The organism is Roseovarius atlanticus (assembly GCF_001441615.1).
Taxonomy (GTDB): Bacteria; Pseudomonadota; Alphaproteobacteria; order Rhodobacterales; family Rhodobacteraceae; genus Roseovarius; species Roseovarius atlanticus.
Window position 1 is genome coordinate 164413 of sequence record NZ_LAXJ01000016.1, and the last position, 23220, is coordinate 187632.

The 23220-nt window shown below is 62.3% G+C and carries 12 protein-coding genes; 5 read left to right on the forward strand and 7 right to left on the reverse strand.

All coding sequences use genetic code 11. The features are described from left to right. Positions 1-50 precede the first annotated feature (50 nt). Entirely contained in the window at positions 51-1346 is a 1296-nt protein-coding gene (locus XM53_RS14515; RefSeq protein ID WP_057794520.1) for a glycosyltransferase family 4 protein, read from the reverse strand. A 385-nt stretch (positions 1347-1731) separates the two neighbouring features. Here XM53_RS14515 and XM53_RS14520 point away from each other — a divergent pair, with 385 nt between their 5' ends. Genes XM53_RS14520 through XM53_RS14540 form a run of 5 tightly spaced genes read left to right on the forward strand, consistent with a single transcriptional unit; the run spans position 1732 to position 8152 of the window. Beyond that, positions 1732-2856, forward strand: coding sequence for a Gfo/Idh/MocA family protein (locus XM53_RS14520; RefSeq protein ID WP_057794522.1), 1125 nt, complete (start codon positions 1732-1734; stop codon positions 2854-2856). Beyond that, positions 2844-3818 (forward strand): NAD-dependent epimerase/dehydratase family protein, encoded by a 975-nt coding sequence (locus XM53_RS14525; protein WP_057794524.1) that lies wholly within the window; start codon positions 2844-2846, stop codon positions 3816-3818. The genes XM53_RS14520 and XM53_RS14525 overlap by 13 nt, the downstream gene beginning before the upstream one ends. Continuing rightward, a complete protein-coding gene (locus XM53_RS14530; RefSeq protein WP_057794526.1) occupies positions 3815-5068 on the forward strand; it encodes a glycosyltransferase family 4 protein in 1254 nt (417 codons plus the stop codon). Before XM53_RS14525 ends, XM53_RS14530 begins: the two co-directional genes overlap by 4 nt. After that, positions 5065-6024 carry a glycosyltransferase gene (locus tag XM53_RS14535; RefSeq protein ID WP_057794528.1) on the forward strand — a complete coding sequence of 320 codons (960 nt, stop codon included), beginning with the start codon at positions 5065-5067 and terminating at the stop codon, positions 6022-6024. Before XM53_RS14530 ends, XM53_RS14535 begins: the two co-directional genes overlap by 4 nt. 13 nt (positions 6025-6037) lie before the next feature. After that, positions 6038-8152: an NAD-dependent epimerase/dehydratase family protein gene (locus XM53_RS14540; RefSeq protein WP_057794530.1), complete on the forward strand. Its 2115-nt coding sequence runs from the start codon at positions 6038-6040 to the stop codon at positions 8150-8152. Positions 8153-8200: 48 nt separating this feature from the next. On the opposite strand, the gene XM53_RS14545 is transcribed toward XM53_RS14540, so the two are convergent. The 6 genes from XM53_RS14545 to XM53_RS14570 form a co-directional block, all read right to left on the reverse strand. Further along, positions 8201-8740 (reverse strand): 4'-phosphopantetheinyl transferase family protein, encoded by a 540-nt coding sequence (locus XM53_RS14545; protein WP_057794531.1) that lies wholly within the window; start codon positions 8738-8740, stop codon positions 8201-8203. A gap of 149 nt (positions 8741-8889) precedes the next feature. After that, on the reverse strand, positions 8890-13578 hold the full coding sequence (locus tag XM53_RS14550) for a MupA/Atu3671 family FMN-dependent luciferase-like monooxygenase (protein ID WP_057794533.1): 4689 nt from the start codon (positions 13576-13578) through the stop codon (positions 8890-8892). 14 nt (positions 13579-13592) lie between these two features. After that, positions 13593-14606: a glycosyltransferase family 2 protein gene (locus XM53_RS14555; RefSeq protein ID WP_057794535.1), complete on the reverse strand. Its 1014-nt coding sequence runs from the start codon at positions 14604-14606 to the stop codon at positions 13593-13595. Beyond that, complete coding sequence (locus XM53_RS14560; RefSeq protein WP_057794538.1) at positions 14603-21079, reverse strand: type I polyketide synthase; 6477 nt, start codon at positions 21077-21079, stop codon at positions 14603-14605. Before XM53_RS14560 ends, XM53_RS14555 begins: the two co-directional genes overlap by 4 nt. A 183-nt stretch (positions 21080-21262) precedes the next feature. Next, positions 21263-21544 (reverse strand): serine O-acetyltransferase, encoded by a 282-nt coding sequence (locus tag XM53_RS23750; protein ID WP_236544513.1) that lies wholly within the window; start codon positions 21542-21544, stop codon positions 21263-21265. A 262-nt stretch (positions 21545-21806) separates the two neighbouring features. Next, positions 21807-23213, reverse strand: coding sequence for a hypothetical protein (locus tag XM53_RS14570; protein ID WP_144435548.1), 1407 nt, complete (start codon positions 23211-23213; stop codon positions 21807-21809). Between the last annotated feature and the right edge of the window lie 7 nt (positions 23214-23220).

Consider the following 23220-nt stretch of genomic DNA (forward strand, 5'->3'; position numbering starts at 1 on the left):
GATTGCAGCCTAACTCCGAACCGGATGAACAACCTACTGAGAGTTCACAACTAGACCAGTACCGGTTTGTCAGCGCGCCGACCCAGAACCCAATCGTAAACCCGCGAAACCTGCTCGGCCTTGGCGGTCCATGTGAAATGGGTCAGTGCTCTTTCCCGCGCTGCTTTCGCTTTGGCAGGTAAAGCCGCGGGATCCGCGAGGATCGCCCCGAGCCTCTGTCGCAACCCATCGACGATCTCGGCTCTTGACCCGATTGCGATTTTGTAGCCCGTCTCATCACTGACTAGCTCTCCAGGGCCGGCATAGTCGCATATGACCGGCACCACGCCGAGCGCCATTGCCTCAAGTACGACACCACCGCCGAATTCACGCACAGAGGGAAAGGTCAGCAGATTGGCACGAGCGGCAACCTGTTGCACCTTGATGTGTTCCAGCCAGCCGTGAAAATTGACACCCGCCTCAATTCCTTCCCGGGCCGCCGTAGCTTTCAGATCGACGAGCATCGGCCCGTCTCCGACCATGTCGAGCAAAAGTTTCCCCTCCCGCACGAACGGCGCGACCGCATCCAGCAGCATGTCGGGCCCCTTGTAGGGCACCATGCGACCGATGAAACACGCCCTGAGTGGCTCTTCTAAAACCTGGTCGGTCTTCAGATTGAAACGGGACGGGTCGATCGCGTTCTCTGGCAGGTAAATGCATTTGTCTTGGTATGCCTTAGGGATCTCGCTGGCGGTGAAGCGCGAGCCTGTCAGAATCGCGGATGTCGCCCGTAGCATGGAGTGACGCCCCGGCATTGCCTTGTAGGCTCCGCGGACGTAAGACAAGTATTCCCTTTCACGGCGCCGCTCAGCATCGAAACCCTTGGGCCAAGGCACGCCTCCATTGAGCGGGCCGAGAACAAAGGGAATACCGGCGGCCGCGCATTTGGAGGCCAAGCTGCTGTTGGTTGTGGGACTGAGTGGTGTGATTCGATGGACGATATCGTATTTTCCCGCACGGATATCCGCACCGAAACGCTGCCAGACAAGGCGCTCGAAATAGGGATAGAAGACCGCGGAGATAGCCGTCACCATAGTCCAGCCCTTACCGTGTCCCAGGCGAAGAGTCTTGGACATCGCCCACATAGGCCGCGCGAGCGCCTCGCTGTCGATGGCGGTGAATTCCCTACCCTGTGTCCAGCCTGTTCGCTCGATAGCGTCGCAATTTCGAATTTGGGTAACGAGATGAGCATCAAACTGATCGTGGATCGCCTTGGCGAGTGACCAGCCGACAAGAGGCACGCTGACCCATTCTGGGTTCGCCGCTTCGGCTATCAAAAGGACGCGCGGCGGACTTCTATCAACCATCTTGTACCTTCAATAAAAATATCGACATCTTTAGCAGTATACAGTACGGCTGTCAGCCTAGGACGAAGACGCATCGCGAGGTAAACCTCGGCGCGCGCGACTTCCCCTGAGCCGGTTTTTATACCAATTTCAATCGCCGCGAAGATTTTTCACGGGCTTTCGGCGGCAAAACCGCCCCGGCGCAACAATGCCGGGGTACGTGGTGGATTGTTGTGCCATAGGGCGGCTCTGACGGTGTTCTTGGACGATTCCGCCCAATTCCGTTGCCAAGCCTCCCTGAATAATGGCAGCTTACAGTCGATTGAAAGAAGGTTTCGAACGTCGTCTTTTTTAAAGTATTTGGGTTGCAATGCCGGGACGTGGCGCGATTTCAGAGAAATGTGGAATGAGCAATAGGGTCTGTTTGATGGGATGCGGGTTTGTCGCGGATCTCTACATGCGGTCCCTCAAGGGCCATCCGGAGATCTCCGTCGCCGGGGTCTACGACAAGAACAAGACCCGGTTGAAGCAATTCTGCGACTACTGGAACGTGCCGGCACAGCCGTCGTTCGAGGCGTTGCTGGATGCGGCGCCCGGCGCGCTGGTCCTCAACCTCACCAATCCGTCCGCACACTACGAGACAACCCTGGCCTGCCTGGATGCCGGTCATCCGGTCTATTCGGAGAAGCCGCTGGCGATGAGCGTGGAGGACGCGAAGACCTTACACGCCCGGGCACGGGAAAAGGGACTGATACTCGCCTCGGCGCCATGCTCCAGCTTGGGCGAGGCGGCGCAGACGCTGGGACATGCGTTGCGTCGGGGAATCGCGGGCACGCCGCGCGTCATCTATGCCGAACTCGACGACGGATTCATCCCGCAGGCCGCCTACCGCAAATGGACCTCGGAAAGCGGTGCGCCCTGGCCCTTCGAGGATGAATTTCGCGTGGGATGCACACTTGAACATGCAGGGTATTACCTTGGCTGGCTGATCTCGTGGTTCGGGTCTGTGCGCACCGTGGTCTCGGCCTCGGCGGAATGCTATCCCGAGAAAGAAGGCCAAGGGCCCTTCGCGCCGGACCTGTCTGTGACCACGCTGTTTTTCGAGAACGGACCCGTTGCGCGCCTGACCTGTTCAATCCTAGCGCCACACGATCACACCATCCGCATCACCGGAGATGCCGGCGTACTGGCCTGCAAGGCGGCTTGGGACAATGCCGCGAAGGTGACGTTCGCTCGGCGAATGACGATCCGGCGGCGGCTGTTGGAGCATCCTTTTCCCCGCCGTATCCGGTTGCCGCAACCGACCCACCCCAAGGTCACGCGCAAGGGCGCGGCGGCAATGAACTTCATGCTCGGTCCCGTTGACGCTCTTGCTGCGATCCGCGAGGGGCGCGAGTGTCGGCTCGGCGGGGATTTTGCGCTGCACATGACTGAAGTGACACTCGCGATCCAGTCCGCGGGCGAGACAAGCGGCGCGCAAAGCATGACCACGCGGTGCGCCCCGATGGAGCCGATGCCATGGGCGATGTGACGCGGATACTGATCACCGGGGCAAGTGGCTTCATCGGCCAGGCGAGTGTCCGGGCCGCCCGAGCGCGCGGGCTCGAGGTCTTTGCGATCTACCGCAGCACACTGCCCCCCGACTGGGCCGACGATGCAGGGATCACGCCGCTTCGGATCGACCTGTCGGATGATACTGCCGGAGCCGCTCTGGTCGATGCGTTGGACCATGTCGACGCAGTAATCCATGCCGCCGCGCATCTCGGTGGAGATGCTGATGCACATGACCGCGACACCGTGGCCGCGACGCAAACGCTTTTGGCGGTACTATCTGACAAGCCGCTTCGTCTCGTTCATGTCAGTTCGATCGCCGTCTACGATCCGATGACTCTGGCGGATGGCGACACGGTGACCGAGGAGACTGCGCAGGACAATCCCGAGACCGCGCGCGACGCGTACACCGCTGGAAAGCTCCGGCAGGAGGAACTGATCATCGCGGCGGGCCAACCGACATGGCTTATGCGGCCCGGCGCGGTCTATGGTCCCGGGCGCACCTTCCATCCGTTGCTTGGCTTCTGGGTATCAAAGCTCTTCGTCTGTATCGATGGCGGCGGAGAATTGCCGCACACCCATGTCGATCACACGGCCGAGGCTCTGGTCGCAGCGGCTTGCACGGATCCGGGTGGGGTGCGCGCGCTCAACGTACTGGATGATGATCGCCCGACGCGCATCCGTTTCGTACGAACGCATCGCCGGATTGCCGGGTGGCCACATCTCGTGCTGCCCCTGCCCTACCGTTTCTGGCTGATGACAGCCCGGCTGCTGCGTCCGTTGGCACCGCGCCTGCCCGGTCTGCTGCAAGAGCCGATCCTGCGCGCCCGACTCATGCCGTTGCAGTGGCCCAACACGGCGCTGCGCAGCGCACTCGGCGGGAAGGATCAGACCGATTTCGCCGGAATGCTGCAAGCTTCTATCAGTAAGGCCGAGTCATGACTCGTACCAAACTCGCCTATCTGACCGGAGAATACCCGCGCGCGTCGGATACCTTCATCCAACGCGAAATCGCGGCACTGCGCGAGCTTGGCCACGACGTTTTGACCTGCTCCGTCCGCACCACAGGCGCGGAACATCTTGTCGGGCCCGAGCAGCGGGACGAACACGCGCGCACTTTCAAGCTTCTTGAAAGCTGCAAGAAACCGCTGACCGTCTTGCGCGCGCATCTTCACTGGCTGCGGTGGCCCGCCCGGTATCTTTCGGCGCTTGCACTGGCCTGGCAGGCGGCCCCGGCGGGGCTCAAGGGCCGGACTTACAACCTTATCTACTTCATCGAGGCGGGCGTTCTCGCCCAACATCTGGCGGAGCAGAACGTTGCGCATCTACACAATCACATTGCCAAGTCCTCCTGCACGGTGGCGATGCTGGCGTCAAAGCTGTCCGGCATCCCCTACAGCTTTGCCATTCATGGGCCCGACATCTTTTTCGAGCCGATCCATTGGCGCATCGACAAGAAGGCGGAGCATGCACGCTTTGTTGCCTGTATTTCGGAATTCTGCCGCAGCCAGCTCATGTGCTTCGCAGACGCGGCCCACTGGACCAAATTCCACATAGTGCATTGCGGCATCGAGCCCGGCCGCTATCGCGCCTCGCCGCACGAAGGGCAAAGGCTCTTGTTCGTGGGGCGGCTCGCGGGCGTGAAAGGTGTGCCGGTTCTGCTGGAAGCTCTGGCCGGCGTATCCGACCGTCCGGACTGGCATCTGGACCTGATCGGAGACGGACCGGAACGCAAAGCCATTGAAGCACGGGCAAGGGCGCTGAACCTGTCGGACCGTGTCACGTTCCACGGCTATCGCAGCCAGGCGGACGTCGCCGAAGCGCTTGGCCGTACGGACCTGTTCGTCCTGCCCAGCTTTGCCGAGGGTCTTCCGGTCGTCCTTATGGAAGCCCTTGCCGCAGCTGTTCCGGTCGTCACGACGCGTATCGCTGGCGTGTCCGAACTGGTCGCGGATGGGGAAAGCGGCCTTCTGGTTCCGCCCGGGGATGCCGAGGCGCTGCGCTGGGCCATCACGAAACTGCTCGACGACCCGGAGCGCCGCAGGCGGATGGGCGAGGCCGGCCGGGTCAAGGTTGCCGAGGCGTTCGACATCCGAAACGAAGCCGCCTGGCTCAGCGCCCTGGTCGAGGGCTATGCCGCCGATTCGCCTCCGACAACAAAGCGGCCCGGCGCTGGCGGAGATGCGCCATGACCCCGGTGGACGTCGTTCTGATTGGCAGAAACGAGGGCCAGCGCTTGATCGATGCTCTGGCCTCGGTCGACGGTCAGGCTCGGCAGTTGGTCTATGTCGACAGCGGATCGACCGATAACAGCGTCGCGGAGGCGCAGAAAACGGGCGCGACGGTGGTCAGCCTGGACATGTCCGTACCGTTCACCGCTGCCCGCGCCCGCAATGCCGGGTTCGCGGCGCTTCACGCACATGACTACGTCCTATTCATCGACGGCGATTGCAGCCTCGTGCCCGGCTTCGTCGACGCCGCGCGCGACCATCTGGATGGTCATGACGAGGTCGGTCTCGTAACCGGCTGGCGCTCTGAGATGAGGCGCGACGAGAGCCTTTACAACCAGCTTTGCGACTGGGAATGGCATCGCCCGGCAGGCGAAATCGCGACCTGCGGCGGGGACATGATGGTCCGCGCGCGGATTTGGGCAGAGCTTGGCGGCATGAACCCCCAGGTCATCGCCGCCGAGGATGACGAGTTTTGTCAGCGCCTGCGCAAGGCCGGCTGGCAGTTGCATCGCATTCCGGTCGGGATGACACGCCACGACGCAGCCATGTCGCGGTTTTCGCAATGGTGGAAACGCGCGGTGCGGACGGGCCATGGCTTTGCACAAGTGAGCCACCTGCATCCCGATTTCTTCGTCACGGAACGCCGGCGCGTGCTGGTCTACGGGCTGGCACTGCCCTTGGCGATCCTGCTCTCACTGTTCCTGAGCCCTTGGCTGACCGTCGCGCTTCTGGGGCTTTATCCGCTGAATTATATCCGAACTGCGCAAAGCCTGATCCGAGAGGGGCTGCCCGGAAGAGAGGCCTTCGGTCATGCGTTGCTTCTGACCTTGTCCAAATTCCCCAATCTCATCGGTATGGCCAAGTATTTGTGGCGGTACCTGTCCGGGTCCGACATGCACATCATTGAATACAAGTGAAACGAGGTTTTTCATGTCCAAACCCATTTCCGTCGGGCTGATCGGCGCAGGATATATCGCAAGCTGGCACGCCGACGCGCTAAAGGCCACGCCCGGCGTGACGCTCGCAGCGGTTTGCGATGTCAGCGCCGGAGCGGCGAAGGCACTTGCCGCCGCGCATGGCGCGCGGCCGTTTACCTCGGTCGAGGATCTCCTCGCGTCCGGCGTTTGTGACGCGGTACATATCCTCACGCCGCCGCATCTACACGCAGCGCTCGCCATCCAGTGCCTAGAATGCGGGCTTGACGTGCTGGTCGAAAAGCCTGTCGCCGAAAGCGCTGAAGACACGCGCAGGATTTTGGACACCGCCAAGCGTACCGGACGCAGGTTCTCGCCCGGGCACAACTTTCTCGGCCTGCCGGCCTATACCCGAATGAAGGCCGAAATGCAGGCCGGCGAATACGGGCTGATCTCGACCGCCGAGATCACCTGGGCGCTGCCGCTCGCGCCGCTACGGTCGGGTCCATTCAACCTTTGGCTTTTACGCGAGCCCAAGAACCTTCTTCTGGAACTCGGCCCGCACGCTTTCGCGTTCGCGCACGATCTCTTTGGTGAAATCCAGGTGTTGAGCGCGCAGGCATCCTATCCGGTCGACTTGCCCGTAAACGATCCACGTCCGCAGGGTTTTCGTATCCTCGCCCGCGCGGGCGGCATCGACGTGACCTTTCACCTGACCATGGTCGAGGTAATCGACGACCGGTCCGTCACATTGCGCGGCTCCTCGGCGCGGGCACGGCTTGACTATGCTGCCGACGTTTTGACCATCGAGCGCGAGAACGCCTCGGACCTTGTGCTCAATCCACTGAACCGGCAGCGGCGTCTGGCGCGGGAGCACCGGCGCGCAGGCTGGTCCAACGCATGGGTTCAGCTGCGCTCGCTCAACACTCTCAATCCCTACGGCCGCAGTTTCCGAGGCATGACCGCTGCGATTTATGGTGGATCCGAAGACCCACGGTTCAGCGGCGACTCCGCCCTGGCCGTCATGCAGGCGATTGACGCCGCCATTAACGCGCTTCCGGTTGAACAGATGACGCCCGCCGCGCCCGCCGTCCAGACCCACAAGCCACAACCGACCGCCATGGTCATTGGCGGCACGGGGTTTATCGGGCGTGCCCTGACCCGCCGTCTCGTGGCCGACGGCCGGGACGTGCGGGTGCTGTCGCGTGGCAGAACCGGCCCGTTTCCCGACCTGCCCGACAATATAGAGACCGTCGGTGTTTCGCTGCGCGATCGCGACGGCCTGACCGAGGCGATGAAGGGGATCGACGTGGTCTTTAACCTGGCCAAGGCGCTGGAAGACACTTGGGAGGAAGCGCTCGAGAACGATGTGGGCGTTGCCCTTCGCGTTGCCGACGCCGCCATGGACGCCGGCGTCAAACGGTTGATCTACACCGGCACCATAGCGTCATACGATATGTCGGATCCCAGCGCGAAGATCACCGAGGACACTCCCTTTCCCGCCGACATGACGACCCGGAACCTTTACGCGCGATCCAAGGCGGAATGCGAACGCCAACTGCTCGTACGTCACCGTGAGCGCGGTCTGCCACTGGTCATCGCCCGACCCGGTATCGTCATCGGACCGGGCGGCCCGCTTCAGCATTGGGGCATCGGGCGCTGGCATGGCGCCGGGGCGGTCCGGATCTGGGGCCACGGGCGCAACATCCTGCCGTTTGTGCTCAACGACGACATTGCCGACGGTCTGGTACGCATGATCGACGCGGATGTGGAAGGCCAGAGCTTCAACCTGGTCGGGGACCCGATGCTGTCCGCTCAAGGCTATTTCAAGGCAATCCATGAGGTGCTGGGGGCAAAGATCGACGTGCAGTCTGGCAATCTCTACGCCTTCTATGCCGGCGACGCGGTGAAGTACGTGCTCAAGAAATACGCCCTGCGCCGGCATGGGGTTGTCCGGCCATCACTGGCAGACTGGAAAAGCCGTGCGCATTTCTCGCGCTTCGTGAACGACCGGCCCAAGGATCTTCTGGGCTGGCGTCCCGAACCCAACCGCGACGCATTCATCCAGCGCGGCATCGCCGAGGCGAACCTGTTTGGACTGGACGACAGCCGTTCTGTTGGCCAGACCTGAATCTGGCCATGCCGAACCAGGTGGCAGCACCGACATTGGACTTCAGGATCAAGCGTCGTACCCGTTGACATCGGTCTCGGGGATCGAGAGGACAGACAGGATAACGCCATCCGTGACGACGGAAAGGCCGTTGAGGGTTTCGGGAAGTCCCGGAGAATGAGGTTCGATGCGCGCTGCGAACCCTGTTTTGGTCAGCTCCACCTCGACATCGAGAAATTCCAGTAGACGCCCGGTCACTGGATACTGCGCTTTGAACACGGCTTCCTTTGCGGAAAAGATTCGTTTTGCCGCGATCCCGTCCGAGACAGAGGCGGTCTCGGCGCCGCTCAGGACGATATTCCACAGGTCCGGCGCCAGCGGCACGGCATCTTCCAGATCGACACCTATGGCGCGCATGTCGCGGCGAAAGGCCACAAGCGACAAGGCATGTAGATCGGTATGAGTGATCGACCCGGTCAGCCCCTCCGGCCAGATGGGTGCGCGATCCGCGGCCATCGGCACGCCCGACGCATCAACGTCGAGTTCCGCCATCGCCAGGCGCGCGGCGGCCCGTCCTGCCGCGAATTCCCGGAGCCTCTTTTCGACCATGCTCCCGGTCGCAATCTGCTCGGACGGCCAAAGCCCTTCGGCGCGCGACCTTGTGTCGGCAAGTCCGATTCCGACGCGGGTTGCGGCTTCTGCGCCGAGATAAACTTCGATAGCGTCCCGGAGCCTCCTTTTTGCAAGCATCGAACCGGTCAGGAGCCCCGGCGACGCCGCGCACGCATCTCACGCCGGCGCGCCATGGCATCCTCACGCGACACGGCCGGCGCCTCGGTTGGTTCTGGCGTGGGGGCGGTCTGGGATGTGGTCTTCATAGCGTGCGCTGAACGGGCCGGGGCGCCGCCGCCGAGCTTGTCGCCAACCGCTTCTGCAAGATCCCCCAGAACCGGAAAGCGGAAAATGTCGGTGATCGACAGCTTTGCCACCCCCAGCTTCGACTTGATTTCGCGATGTGCCTGTACCGCAAGAAGCGAGTGCCCTCCCAGATCGAAGAAGTTGTCGCGCGCCGATATGCTGCCGACGCCGAGTATCGCGCTCCAGATCGCGGAAATTTCGGCCTCGACATCTCCGTCGAATCCGGCAGTTGTCGGCAACGTGCCCGCGTCAGATGGTGTTGAGGCAGGTTTTGGCGCCGCGGCCACCTCTCGTTCGGGCGCTGACCACGCCGGCAGGGCGCTGCGATCCACCTTCTTGTTGGGCGTCAGGGGGAATGCGTCGAGCGTCACGAAGCGTGCGGGAATCATGTGCGCGGGCAGAACTTCGCCCAGCGCAGATTTAAGGGCCGCCTCGTCTATCGCGGCATCGGCGAGAAGATACGCCACCAGCACCTGCGTACCCGGAATATCCTCACGCACCACGACCACGGACTGGCGCACAGTGTCCAGCCTATCCAAGGCGCTCTCGATTTCACCCAGTTCGATCCGGTAACCGCGCAGCTTGACCTGGAAATCGGCGCGACCGAGGAAGTCCAGCTCGCCCTCCGGCAGCCATCGCGCCAGATCGCCCGTGCGATATAGCCGCGCGCCGGTTCGATCCGAGAACGGATCGCGGACAAAGCGTTCGGCCGTCAGATCTTCGCGCTTCCAGTAGCCCCGTGCGACGCCGTCGCCGCCGATAAAGAGCTCACCGGGCACGCCAACTGGCACCGGCTCCATCTTGTCGTCCAGCACGTAAACCTGCGTGTTGGCGATCGGCGTACCGATGCCGACAACGCCCGCGCCCGTCTCGGCCGTGCGCGTCGTGGACCAGATCGTCGTTTCCGTCGGCCCGTACATGTTTTCAACATGTGCGTCCGTCAGAGCCGCAAGCTCGCCGACCAGCGCGCCGGGCAACGCCTCGCCGCCCAGCATCAGATGCTTGACCTGCGACAGCGCGGCGCTGGATTCCTCGTTCATCAAAAGCATCCGCGCCATCGAGGGTGTGCATTGAAGATGCGTGACCTTGTGGCGCGAGATTTGCGCCGCGATCGAAAAATCGTCCGCCGCCGGACCTGCATTGGCATTGGCCCGGGCTACAATCTCCGCCAGCGGAATCAAACCGTCCAGCAGGGTATCGACCTCGATGCCGTAGTCGATCAGGCAGGCGATTTCCGTCACCCCGATCTCTTTTACCTGCGCGACGCGCGTCATCGCGTCTTCGATGGTGCCAAAGAGGCCGCTGTCGTTGAAATAGCGATCGAACGCGAAATCCAGAATGCCCTCAAGTTCCTCTTCGGTCAGCGACCCAAGGTCGAGTTGGAAGGCATTGTCAACATCCTTCGGCTTCTTGAAGGCCGGGAAGGCCCAGGCGTACTGCTTTATGAGGCCTGCCGCAGAGCGCAGGTAGTCCTTCATCGGTTCGCGCGCGATCTCGCGCGCCGTCTCCCGGCTATCGGCCAGGAAGGTATGCAGCATCAGCGTGACCTTGAAGCGTGCCGGATCGTGTCCGGCGGCTCTGAGGGCTTCGTGATAGATCTCGATCTTTCCGGCGACCTCGTCGATGGACTGGCCCAGAAGATGCGTCAGCACGTTGCAGCCGTTGCGCCCTGCTTCCTTCCAGGTTTCCGGGTTTCCCGCAGTCGTGACCCACAGTTCCGGCGTCTTCGAGATCGGACGCGGCTGGGTGACGACTTCGTGCAACTCGCCATTCTGGCGGGCAAAGGCCACGGGTTCGCCCGCCCAAAGGCGGCGCAATTCGGCAATCTGCCGGAACATGGCAGGCTTGTTTTCAGGCGGCGTATTTTCGGGTCGCAGCACGAAATCATCGGGTTGCCAGCCGCTTGCAATGGCAAGGCCGGCACGCCCTTCGGTCAGATTGTCGATCACGGACCATTCCTCGGCGATGCGCGCGGTATGATGCAGCGGCGCCACGCAGGAGCCTGCCCGCACACCGATATTCTGCGTCAGCCCCGCCACCGCGGCGCCGGTCACCGACGGGTTCGGATAAGGGCCGCCAAAGGCGTGGAAATGGCGTTCGGGCGTCCAGACAGCGCAAAAGCCGTGCGTATCGGCGAACTTCGCCCCTTCGAGCAGCGACCGATACTTGCCGCGTCCTGTGCCGTCGTCATTGCCCCAGTAGTACAGGCTGAACTCCATACCGCCGGCACCGGCGCCGCCCCCTGCCCCGTCGCCCGCGACCAAGGCCCGGCTTTCATCACCCGAGATCACCAGCTTGAAACCGCGCGCCAACGTCCAGAACAATTCCAGCACCGAAATATCGAAGGACAGTGACGTCACCGCCAGCCAGATCCCGCCTCGGTCGTGGTCGATCCTGTCGTCCATGCCCGCAAAGAAATTGGCGACGTTGCGGTGCTCGACCATCACGCCCTTTGGCCGCCCGGTCGAGCCGGAGGTGTAGATCACGTAGGCCAGATCCTCTCCCGTCACGCCGCTGTCGGGATTGGTCTCGGGCCGGTCGGACATGTCCTGGTCGATATCTAGAACCCCAGCCGCACTTGAAGGGAGCGCTGCGGCCAGTGCGGCGTTGGTGACGATCACGCCGGCCTCGCTGTCCTCGAGATATAGCGCGGTGCGGTCGGTCGGATAGGAGGGATCCATAGGAAGATAAGCGCCCCCCGCCTTGAGGATCGCAAGTGCCGCGATGACCATCTCCGCCGAGCGGGGGAGGTGCAGTCCCACAATCACGCCGGGCTTTACACCCATACCTATCAGACGATGCGCCATCCGGTTCGCAGCAGCGTTCAGCGCGGTGTAGGTCAGGCTCGCACCCTCGAAGGCGAGCGCCTCGGCCTCTGGTGTGCGTGTCACCTGCGCTTCGAACGCCTTATGTATGCATTGCCCGGCGTCGTAGTCCTTGCCGGTGGCGTTCCAGTCCACCAGCATGCTTCGCCGCTCATCCTCCGGCAGGATCGGCAACGCAGCGGGGTCATCGCTTTCGCCGAGATGCGCCACAAGATGCGAAAGACGCGCGGCATAAAGATCCAGCGCCGCCGCTGAAACGCGCGCTGCATCTCCGTAGAGCGTCGCAGAGCCATCCGTGACCGCCAGCGTCAGCGCTGACGGACCCACCAGACCCGTCTCTGCGTCCTCCGACAGCGCAAGTTCCGGCAGGGTCGGCCTTGACCCTGGCAGGCGCGCCAGAAGATCCGCCGCAAACGGGCCGCGTGCGCGCGCCGCCGAAATCAGATTCGACAGGTCACCTGTCATCTGGGCGAAACTGTCTGATTGCACGAGCCGCACCGGCACCCACTCGCAGACTTGCGCCGCCGCCGGTCCGGACAGTCGCGGCACCGCAAGTGCCAGATCGGCTGCTGCGCTGCCGCTTAGTCGAGCCATCATCAGGGCGAACGCGGTGCGAACCTTATCGGCCGTTACTCCTGCAGGGATGGACACGTTCCGCGCCAGTGGTCGGGCCGGACCGGACGCGGCAGATATCAGCGGCAGTTCGACGGGCTCAATCGCTTCGAGTGCAAGGCGCCAGGCCGGGTCGTGCTTGGCAAGCGGTGCAAGATCGTTGTGGATCTGTTTCCTGAGATCGGCCGCAGGACTTTGGAGTATCGCGCCAACGCGAGTGATCTCCGACGGCCGCACGCGCGCGCCGTCGAGGGCCGTGACGGATGTCAGAACAATATCGCCGCTTTCGGTGGCGATACAGAGCTGATCGTCATCCGCCGCAAGCACCGTACCCGGTGCCGCGCCCGAGACACTTTCCGACACATGCCCTTCGCGAACGAGATACATCCCTCCGCCGGTTTCGAACTTGGGCAGGCAGAGCGGGTTCCAGTATTCACCGTGGTCGAGCGCGCGTATGAGGAGCAGCAATTCTTTGGCGGGCTTGTTGAAGTTCATCACAGCCCCGGCCATCGGTCGGGCGTCACGCGCAAAATAACTCCGTCGCTCGAGGTCCTGTGGATGACGGGCCGGGGCGGATCCCGACAGCTCTGCCATCAGATCCGTGAAGCTTTCGATCGCGGCGACGTATGACTTTGTGTTGAGCGAAAAAGCCGTGTCCCCATCGGTGATCTCGAACGCCTTGGAGGCAATGATATCGCCCTCGTCCACACCGCCCTCGATCAGGTGCCAGGAGATCCCGTGCCGTTTCTCTCCCGCCAGCTTCGCCCAGACCGGCGCATTCAGTCCGGCATAGGCGGGCAAGGGTCCGTCATGAAAATTGACCGCGCCTCGCCGTGCCAGGGCGATCACGTCCTCCGGGATGAGGTCGAGATTGGCGATCGACAGCAACCAGTCGAACTCAAGCCCGCCAAGGCGCGCGCCGAGGTCACGGCCCGGCGCGATCACCTTCAACCCCGCCGCCTCGGCCCAGGCTGCGACATCCTCGTTTCGTGTCACCACGGCGGCGATCGTGTGACCCTCGCCGCGTAACAGATCGCCACACTGGATCACGAGGCTTTCGTTACCGATGAGAAGTGAACTGAACTGGGACATAATGAGATCGATGCCTATGCATGAAAATTTGGAACAGGGCCCTTCGTGGCGGGCTCGCGGATTTCGGCGCGTCCGCGGAACAGCGCCCGAAAGTCATGAAGAAGAAGCGTCCAGAGAAAGCGAGGCGGATCGTTGGGCCTGCGTCCGGTCAACAGACACCGCAACCGATGCAGCGCGCCGCCCGCGACATGGGCCAGCGTCGCCGTTATCGCATAGAGCGTCCCGTGGTTCTTGGAAAAGTAATGCCAACGACTGTCAAACCAGTAGCCCGGAACGCGCCGCCATGTCTTCATGCCGGTCGAGACCGATCCGATATGCGCCACCTTGCTGGCTGGAACATAGTCGGTCTGATGTCCGGCCCGACGGGCGCGCAGGCATAGATCGGTTTCCTCGAAATAGAGAAAGAAGGTCTCGTCGAAGAGACCGATTTCATCCAGAACCGACTGCCGCATCAGCATCGACGCGCCGGCCAGCCAATCGACCGTCCGGGTCTCGGTCGGGGTCTCAATCGGTACACGGTACTTTCTGAGCAGGCGCGAGACCGGACCGAAGTGAATTGAACCTTCGAATTCACTGGCAATGGACGGAAACCGAAAGCTGGTCAGATGAGTATCGCCGTCTGGCCCGTGAATATAGCTTCCTGCAAAGCCCGTCTCGGGCGTCGCTTCGAGATGATCCAGAAGTATACGCAGGGCGTCCGGGGCCGGAAAGGCGTCGGAATTGAGGATGTAGACGTAATCAGGTGCCGATCCGTCGGCCAGCCCGGCGCGTATTCCAACGTTGTTGCCCGCTCCAAAGCCGCCGTTGCGCGGCGACTTTATCACGCGGACGCGACCTTCCGCATCCCAGTCGCGCGACGCGACCTCTCTGGACAACATCTCAAAGGAACCATCCTGACTGTCGTTGTCGACAATCGCGATCCCGCCCGACAGCCCATCCATAGCGTCTTTGACCGCCTCGACGGCCCGAAGCGTCATCTCCGCGGTCTTGTAGTTCAGCACGACGGTCAAAACAGTGGGGTGGCTCATGCAACAGCGTCCTGGTAGATCGGCGCGTCCTCTACCGGGCGTTCGGCAATCTCGGCTTCGGCGCGTTCCAGAACACGCTTGATCCGGGACGCCAGCACCCGGACATTCGGTTCCAGTACCATGGAATCGTGATCGCCCGGCACCTCGTAAACCTCTACCGTAGGCACGAACCGGGTCCAGTCATTGTCCGGAAAGAGGTACTGCCGTTCGCTATTGACCAGGCGGCCCGGCGCCACTTCCCACCGCGCCATGAGCGGCGGGCGGAACAGCGCGAGCGGACCTTTCCAGGGTCGCACTTGGTACTTGCCCACGCTTTCCATGAACGCCGCCTCGATTGCAGCATCATGGAACTTGGGGCCCTCATCTTCCGCGTCTGCGCCGCCACGGCGTTTCTGCATTTCCCAAGCGATGCGATTGCGGACCCAAGTCGAGAAATAGGACGGACCCTGCTCTTTCAGGTTCAGCCAATTCAGCATGATCCGGTCTCGCCGCGTCAGCGGTGGCCGCACCGGCATGGGCGAATCCAGTAAGATGACAGATGCGATTTCTTCTCCGGCGTCCTCCAGCTGACGGGCAATCTCGTAGGCCGTGATGCCGCCGCCGGAAAAGCCGCCGATCATGTAGGGCCCCTCGGGCTGCACCTGCCGCATCTCGGCGATGTAATCGCGCGCGGCTTCCTCGATGGTGAAATGCGGTTCCTCGTCGCCATAGAGACCCCGCGCCTGAAGGCCATAGAACGGACGGTCATTGCCCACCAGATGCGCCAGATGCCGCAGGTTCAGGACGTTGCCGAACATCCCTGCCACAAGGAAGAAGGGCGTGCGCGGCCCACCTTCGCCGGAATGCATGGGCACAAGGTGGGTGAACCGCCGTTCCGGCCGCGCGGCGGACCCGCTATCGCCCTTTCCGTCAGACTGCGCGTCGTCCCCGGTGTCAGACACACCCCGTTCGGCGATCAAACCGGCGACCTTGCGGATGGTCGGGGCCTCGAACAGCACGGAAATGGGGAAATCGACATTCCAGGTTTTGCGAATTTGCGCGAACAGCCGCACCGCGATAAGCGAGTGACCGCCCAGGTCAAAGAAGCTGTCTTCGGCGCCGATCTTGTCCACACCCAGAAGTTCGGCCCAGAAGCCTGCGAGCGTTGTTTCGATGGCGCCCTCCGGTTCCACGAATTCACTGTCCAGCTGTGGCCGCTCGAATGTCTGCCCGCCGCTTTTCTGCGTGTCGTCGGCCTGTCCCGCCTGCTGGATCAGGGACGGCAGGTCCATGGACGAGAGGATGACCATAGGCGCCTTGTCCAAGGCAAGTGCGCGCAGGAACAGGTCCCCCCCTTCTTCGGCGCGGATACCCTGCGTCAGGTTGTGACGGAGCTGCTCCTCGGCGGGCGACAGTGGCGCGATTCTCTCCTCGCCAGCCTTGGTCGCGCTCTGATCCGAGGCGGCAAAACCGACAGAGGTCTCCATCCGCCGAATAGAGAAGCCATGGATATCGACGCAGACCTCGCCATCGGGCGTTGCCAGCGTCACATCGAAGGTCGCGATATCGGCCTCCGCCCTGTTGTCACCGGCGTTTCGCACCCAACTGACAATGCGTTCGGGCAGGTCGCGGAACACCTTGACCGACCGATATGACACCGGCACCCAGAGGTAGGCCTCGGGATCATAGCCTTGGATCAGTTCCATCGCCCAGCCGGTCGCGAGGTCCAACATTGCCGGATGCAGCCGGTATCCGGCCCGCGTATCGCTGCGGGCAACCTCAGGCAAGGCCAGTTCGGCAAGCCCCTCGCCCTTGCCAAGGGCGGTCGACTGGATCACGCCCCAGCGTGGCCCAAAGCGCAGATGGGTTTCCTGCGCACTTCTGAGCGAGCCGCCCTTCGCCGCGCGCACCGGTGTGGCGCAGCGTGCGGCGATTCCGGCAATGTCCAAAGGACCGGGCCTGCGCAAAGGCAGGATCGAAATCTGCGCCTGCGCGTTCACTTCCCGGGTGTCCTCGGCACCGCTTTCGACCACAAGCTCATAGCCCGTGTCGGTTCTGGGAAGGCGCAGGTGAACCGGTCTCGTCTCACCCGCGCCTACAGCCAGCGGTCGCATGAAATATAGATCGCGGATCTCGAACGCGGCGGTTTCTCCTTGTCCTGCCAGAGCCTCCGCAGCCAATTCCAGATAGCCGGTGCCGGGCAGCACAGCATGGCCCGCGCCGGTCCGGTGATCGTTCAGGATCCAACGATCCTTGGCGACGTACTCCGCGGTAAAGACGCGGTTGCCCACGGCGTCGAATGTCTTCTTGTCCAGAAGTGGCAGGCCGGCGGGAAGCACGGGTGCGTCCTTGCCAGCGCCGGTGCGCAAGGCCATGGCATCGGCTGCCATGCCGGTATCCGCCCAGATTCCCCATCCGATCGCAAGCACACGCGTCTTGTCGCCGGCGCGGGACCGGGCGTAAGCGTTGAGGTACTCGTTCGCCGCCACATAATCGACCTGACCCGTTGGCGCGGTGGCGGTGGAGCTGGACGAAAACAGCACCAGCCAGTCCACGTCTCCATCCGGAAATACGTCCTCGAGAACGCGCGTGCCGTGCAGCTTCGGGGCAAAGACATTCTCGATCTCGGTCATCGACTTGGTCTGGATAAGACCGTCCTCGACGACGCCGGCAGCATGGATGATACCGTGCACCGGCCCCATGGTTGTCTCGATCTCCCCACGGATCTCGCGCATGTCTTCCACATTCGACACATCCCCCGCGAGGCAGATGACTTCACCGCCCGCGTCTTCGAGCGCTTTCACCGCGCGGATGTGGCGCGCAATAGGGTCGCCCGGCGCAGTATTCTCCAGCACTTGGTCCCAACTGTCCTTTGGCGGCAGGCCGCTGCGTGACATCAACACGATGCGCGCGTCCGAAACCTCGACCAGCCGCCGCGCAAGGGTCAGGCCGATACCGCCGACACCACCGGTGATCAGGACAACGCCCTTCTCCTTGAGGCGCGGCACTCCGGCCTCCGGGGCGTCAAGATCCTTGGGCCGCCAGACCATTTCATAGCGCTTCTGACCGCGCACGGCCGCCTCCAACGCTGCCGGAGGTGACAGGATCTCTTCCAGAACCGGGATCGTGAAGGACGACAGGTCGGGCGCCGTCCGACCCTTCGCCCGCGGCAGGTCTAGATCGAGAGACGAGACCGTGATCTGCGGAAATTCCCGTCCGATCACCCGGCCCGGCCCCGCGAGCGTCGCCTTCTCCGGAAAGAGCAGCGGCTCGTCGCGGACTTGCACCGCCCCGGAACTCAGGACAGTCACATGCAAGGGATGGCTCCAGCCTTCATCGCCAATGGCTTGGGCCAGGAACAGCAAGCTGAAAAAGCCCTGCTCAAGGTTCCGGTGGAAAAAGCTCGATCCCGGGCGATGACTCTCACGCGTGGTCGCCAGCCACCCGTGAACGACACGGTCGGGCAGAAACTCCCGGTCCATCAGATCGCCGATCAGCGCATCATAACTCTCGCGGCCGCGTTCAGGCGACAGGATATAGCCAGTGTCACCGTCCCGCGCAAACGTGTCGCCCGCACGGACCGTAATTACCTGGTGGCCCGCAGAGCGCAGACGCTTCGTCACACCATCGCAAAGGCCCCCGTCATCTTCGAAGATCAGCCAGCGCTGCGGCGAAAGATCGGACAGATCCCCGGTCACATCGGTTTCGCAGGCGGCATAGGCTGGACGCCAGACCGGGGCCCAGCCCCAGTTTTCGGGCGTCTCGTCGCGCATGAGCCACTTGGTGTTTAGCTCGCTTTCGACCTTTCCCGGTTCGATGAAATAATGCGACCGGCGGAAGGCATAGGTCGGCAAGGGCAAGCGCACCCGTCGTGCCTTGCCCCAGTACTGCGCCCAGTCGATCTCTCCGCCAAGCGCCCAGACACGCCCCAGCATCGCAAGGAAATACGCGTCATCCGGCGTCTCGTCCTTGGGGTGCCGCAAGGAGCCGATGACCTGATTGGCCTCGATTTCCGGGTGCTGGCCGGCCAGCGAAGACAACACCGTGCCCGGGCCTACCTCGATGAAGATCCGGTTTTTCGCGGCCAGCGTACCCAGACATTCGGCGAAAAGGACCGTGCCGCGCAGGTGATCAACCCAGTACAGCGGATCGGTCGCCTGTTCCGCGGTCATCATCTCGCCCGTGCGGTTCGAGGTTAGGGGCATCTGCGGTGGATTGAGGGTAATTGACCGCAGGTATTCGCCGAATTTACCGAGAATTGGATCAAGCATCCGCGAATGGCCCGCAACATCCACCGCGATGCGTTGAAAATCTATCTCGCGCGCCTCGAGTTCCTTTTGCAGCACCTCAAGCGCGGACTTTGGACCGCTCGCCATGGACAGGTTGGGGGCGTTGACCGCACCGAGATCCAGGTCGTCACCCAGCAAGGGCCGCAGGGCGTCCGCCGACATGCTTACCGACAACATCCCTCCCGGTTCGACCGTATCGAGCAATTCGCCTCTCAGATGCACCAAGCCAATGCAGTCTTCGAACGACATGACCCCGGCGAGGCACGCCGCGGTGTACTCACCCAGCGAATGGCCGACCATGGCAGCCGGTTGCACGCCCCAGCTCATCCAGAGCTTCGCAAGCGCAAACTCGCAAATCACGATCAGCGGCAACTGGACCGACGGTTTCTCAAGACGTTCACCCGCCTCGGTCTCGTGACCCGCGTCGGGCAACAAGATCTTCCTGATATCGCCATCGATCTTCGGATCAAGAATATCCAAACCCTTGTCCATCCACTCGGCGAAAACGGGTTCGGTCTCATAGAGATCGCGTGCCATGCCGGCATATTGCGTACCACCGCCCGAGAACATGAAAACCGTGTCCGGCCGGTCGAGGGCAACGTGACTGAAGACCTTGCGCGGGTCGTTGGCGTCCAGCTTGACGGCGGCTTCCTCATGGGTTTCGGCAACCACCACGCGACGGTTCTCGAACGCATGGCGACCTTCCTTGAGCGTCCAAGCGACGTCTGCCAGATCCTCGTCGGCATGCTCACGCAGATGGGCGGCCAAGTTCTGCGAATTACCATCGAGGGCTGCCTTCGAGCGTGCCGAGAGCAGCAGCATCTGGAACGGCCAGTCCGAAGGCTCGGACGCCGCGCGTTCCGGCGCTTCTTCGAGCACGGCATGGGCATTGGTGCCGCCAACGCCAAGCGAGTTGACCGCCGCGCGGCGCGGCCCCCTGTGGCTCACCCAGTCCGACAACTGGTCATTGACCCGGAACGGAGAGTTCTCGAAATCTATCGCCGGATTTGGCTTTTCATAGTTCAGCGATGGCGGGATTTGACGGTGGTGAAGCGCCAGGGATGTCTTGATCAGACTCGCGACCCCGGCAGCAGTGTCCAGATGTCCGATATTCGTCTTGACCGAACCCAGTTTGCAAAAGCCGGTCTCGGACGTGGTTTCCTGAAACGCCTGGGTCATCGCGGCCACCTCGATCGGGTCGCCCAGATATGTCCCGGTACCATGGCACTCCACGTAGTCAATCGTGTCAGCGGTGACACCGGACATCAGATGCGCCTCGGCCATCGCCTCGGCCTGACCCTCTACCGACGGAGCGAGATAGCCTGCCTTCGATGCGCCATCGTTGTTGACTGCCGTGCCTTTGAGCACCGCCCAGATGTGATCTCCGTCGCGCACGGCATCTTCCATCCGGCGCAGAACTACGGCTCCGGCGCCGGAGCCGAACACGGTGCCGCGCGCGCGATGGTCGAAAGCGTGGCAATGTCCGTCGGGCGAAAGAACCTCGCCCTCCTTGTAGATATAGCCCCGGTTCTGAGGCAACTCGATCGTGGAGCCACCGGCGATGGCCATATCGCAGTCGCCGTTCAGCAGCGCCTGCACGGCATAATGCGTCGCAACCAGAGAGGTGCTGCAGGCGGTCTGAACGTTCACGCTGGGGCCGGTCAGGTCAAAGATATGGCTGACGCGTGTCGCCAGAAAGTCCTTGTCGTTTCCAGTATGGCGCAACAAAAAGAGCCCCACATCGTCGACGAGGTCACGGTTGGTGCAGACGTTGAAATAAAAGTAGCTGCCCATGCCACAGCCAGCATAGACCCCGATCGGGCCGGTTGCGCCCGATGGCGGATGCCCGGCATTCTCAAGCGCTTCCCACGCGACCTCAAGGAACTGCCTGTGTTGAGGGTCCATGATCGCCGCTTCCTTGGGCGAAAGCCCAAAGAATTCGGCATCGAACTCGGCGAAACCGTCCAACGGCCCGGCGGCAGGCACGTAATCGGGACGATCAAGCATATGCGGCGCCTCACCGGACGCAATCAGTTCATCGCGCGTGAATCTGCGGATGGACTCGATGCCATCGCGCAGATTTGTCCAGTAGGTTTCGATCCCGTCAGCTCCGGGCAAATGCGCGGCCATGCCGACAATCGCGATGTCCGCGACGGTCGCCTCCTCGCTTTGCGAACCCGAGACCTCTGTGATCAATTTGTTCATAAAATTGCCTCGCAAAAAATTAAATCTATGCACCTCACGTCATATCACAAAATACACCAAGTCAATAATCTCGACCGTGTTTTGGGGCATGATTGTCGGCGCTGTTCATGCACAAGGCGCAATCTCGGCGCAGCCATCTTATTGTTGTCCATCCCGAAAACCGCGCACATCGCGTGACGCGTATCAGCCTTGCGCCCGCCCGGGCAATATGCGCGCGGGCACCCCCACCGCCGTCGCTCCAGCCGGAACGTCGTGCAGAACCACGGCGTTCGCGCCGATGACCGCATGATCTCCGATCGTGACCGGGCCGAGGATCTTTGCGCCCGGGCCGACATCCACATGCCCGCCAAGCTGCGGGGCACCTTTGTCGCCCCGATTGGTCCCCAATGTGACCTGTTGGAAAAGAATGCAATTCGGTCCGATCACGGCGTCGGGATGAACCACGACCCCGTTTGGATGCAGCATGATCAAGCCGCCGCCAATCCGGGTTGTCAGCGGAAGGTCCGCACCAGTCACAGCCGACCAGAATTTGTGCCGAAGCGCGACCAGTTTGCGCCTTGTTCTGGACAGTGGCCGTCCCTCCAAGGCCTGATAATCCCGAAGACATTTCAGCAACCTGCAGGACGGGTCCCACCATCGAGACGGAGCCTCGCGGCTCCAATCGGCTTTGCTAGCTGATATGTCCTTCACCGTGTCATTTCCGATCGATACTGCAATCTGTGATGGCTCAGCGGAAAAGCTCGAAATCGCGCTCCAGCGAGAAGAAAACGCCGTTCGACGTTCCGCGTCCGAGCGGAGCACCCTCGTCGATAAACCGATGCTCCAGCCCCAGACTCACATCCCAGTCTGCCGTCAAATTGCGCCGATAGGTGAGGTAAACACTCCCCTGTTCCTGACTGACCCCGGCAGGATCCGGACCGTCCACCGCGATATCGGCATAGGCCACATCAAACGAAAGGCTTGAGAGCGCCGTAACATCAACTTCGTAGCCTGCATCCATACGGGTCGTGATGGTGGCGTCGCTCACGATATCACTGATCGCGACGTCGCGCGACAAAGCGACGTCGAAGCGGCTGCGCGGCCACTCCGTCATATATGCGATCCGGCCAATGGGCAGAGGATCGAACGTATCGCCCTGCGCCACCCCAAGGCTGATATCCAGCGATCCCGTAGGAAGCTCCAGCCGCCGGCCGACCTCGAATTCGTTCTGTCGCCCAAGCTGCGTCAGGATCGTGGAGGCGTCGAGCGTCAGTTCTCCGTTCGGCATCTCTTGGGTGTAACCGACAGATCCCACCAGACCACTTGTCGAGCTTCTGTCAACAGGTGCGAGCAGCCGTTCGGTAATCTCCGTATGGCCGACTTCCATAGTGAAGACCGAAACGGGCGATGTATCGTACTCCAGCCCGAGAGTGACGTCACGGGTGTCCCGCTGCGAATCGCGGGTGTCTTCGGCATCGTACTGTTCCTGCTCAACCGAAAGCGTTGCACGGGCGACAGGTGAAAAGCGGAAAATCAAACCAACTTGCGCCCGGTCTGTGCGGTTCGCGAACAGGAGCGGATCATTCGCACCGCTGTAATCGATCCGCCGGCTGTCCGCTTCGACAAAAAAACCTAAGGGCGCCTCGATGCCAGTTTCGAACCGCAATCCGCCAATGATCTCTTCTCTGGTGCCGCCGCCTCGGAAGAAATCCGCAACCCCCAGGCTGCTTTGCGACAAAGGGTCTGAAAAGGCCAGGTCGAGTTTCGCGTAGTTCGCGAACAGAGCCAGTTGGCTGTTGCCGTTGTCTCGCTCATATCTCACGTCGAGGCGCGGGTCACTCAGGCGCGACTCGCGACCGACCAGCGGATCGTCGAGCAACCGCAGGACCGACTCCGCCGACAGCGAGAAGCTGTCTATATCGGTTTCGGTATCCAGTCCAAAGGACAACCGCGTGTCCGAGGCATAGGTCGTGCCTGCAGAGCTAGGGGCCAGGATCAGGTTGTCGCGTGCATAGAATGTCTGGCTGACACCGAAAGTGATCAAACGGCCAGGCTCGCCATCCTGGCCGCTGGCCGGCAGAACGCCCGCGCTCAACAGGCAAAAGGCGCTGCACGCCAGTCTAGGCGCGGGCGCGGATATCTTGGCCCATCTCATCCTGAGG

Coding starts and splice junctions, on each gene's coding strand:
- XM53_RS23750 (WP_236544513.1), bottom strand. CDS start 21,544: ATGCTGCATCCAAACGGGGTCGTGGTTCATCCCGACGCCGTGATCGGA.
- XM53_RS14550 (WP_057794533.1), bottom strand. CDS start 13,578: ATGTCCCAGTTCAGTTCACTTCTCATCGGTAACGAAAGCCTCGTGATC.
- XM53_RS14570 (WP_144435548.1), bottom strand. CDS start 23,213: ATGAGATGGGCCAAGATATCCGCGCCCGCGCCTAGACTGGCGTGCAGC.
- XM53_RS14545 (WP_057794531.1), bottom strand. CDS start 8,740: ATGGTCGAAAAGAGGCTCCGGGAATTCGCGGCAGGACGGGCCGCCGCG.
- XM53_RS14515 (WP_057794520.1), bottom strand. CDS start 1,346: ATGGTTGATAGAAGTCCGCCGCGCGTCCTTTTGATAGCCGAAGCGGCG.
- XM53_RS14520 (WP_057794522.1), top strand. CDS start 1,732: ATGAGCAATAGGGTCTGTTTGATGGGATGCGGGTTTGTCGCGGATCTC.
- XM53_RS14525 (WP_057794524.1), top strand. CDS start 2,844: ATGGGCGATGTGACGCGGATACTGATCACCGGGGCAAGTGGCTTCATC.
- XM53_RS14530 (WP_057794526.1), top strand. CDS start 3,815: ATGACTCGTACCAAACTCGCCTATCTGACCGGAGAATACCCGCGCGCG.
- XM53_RS14535 (WP_057794528.1), top strand. CDS start 5,065: ATGACCCCGGTGGACGTCGTTCTGATTGGCAGAAACGAGGGCCAGCGC.
- XM53_RS14555 (WP_057794535.1), bottom strand. CDS start 14,606: ATGAGCCACCCCACTGTTTTGACCGTCGTGCTGAACTACAAGACCGCG.
- XM53_RS14540 (WP_057794530.1), top strand. CDS start 6,038: ATGTCCAAACCCATTTCCGTCGGGCTGATCGGCGCAGGATATATCGCA.
- XM53_RS14560 (WP_057794538.1), bottom strand. CDS start 21,079: ATGAACAAATTGATCACAGAGGTCTCGGGTTCGCAAAGCGAGGAGGCG.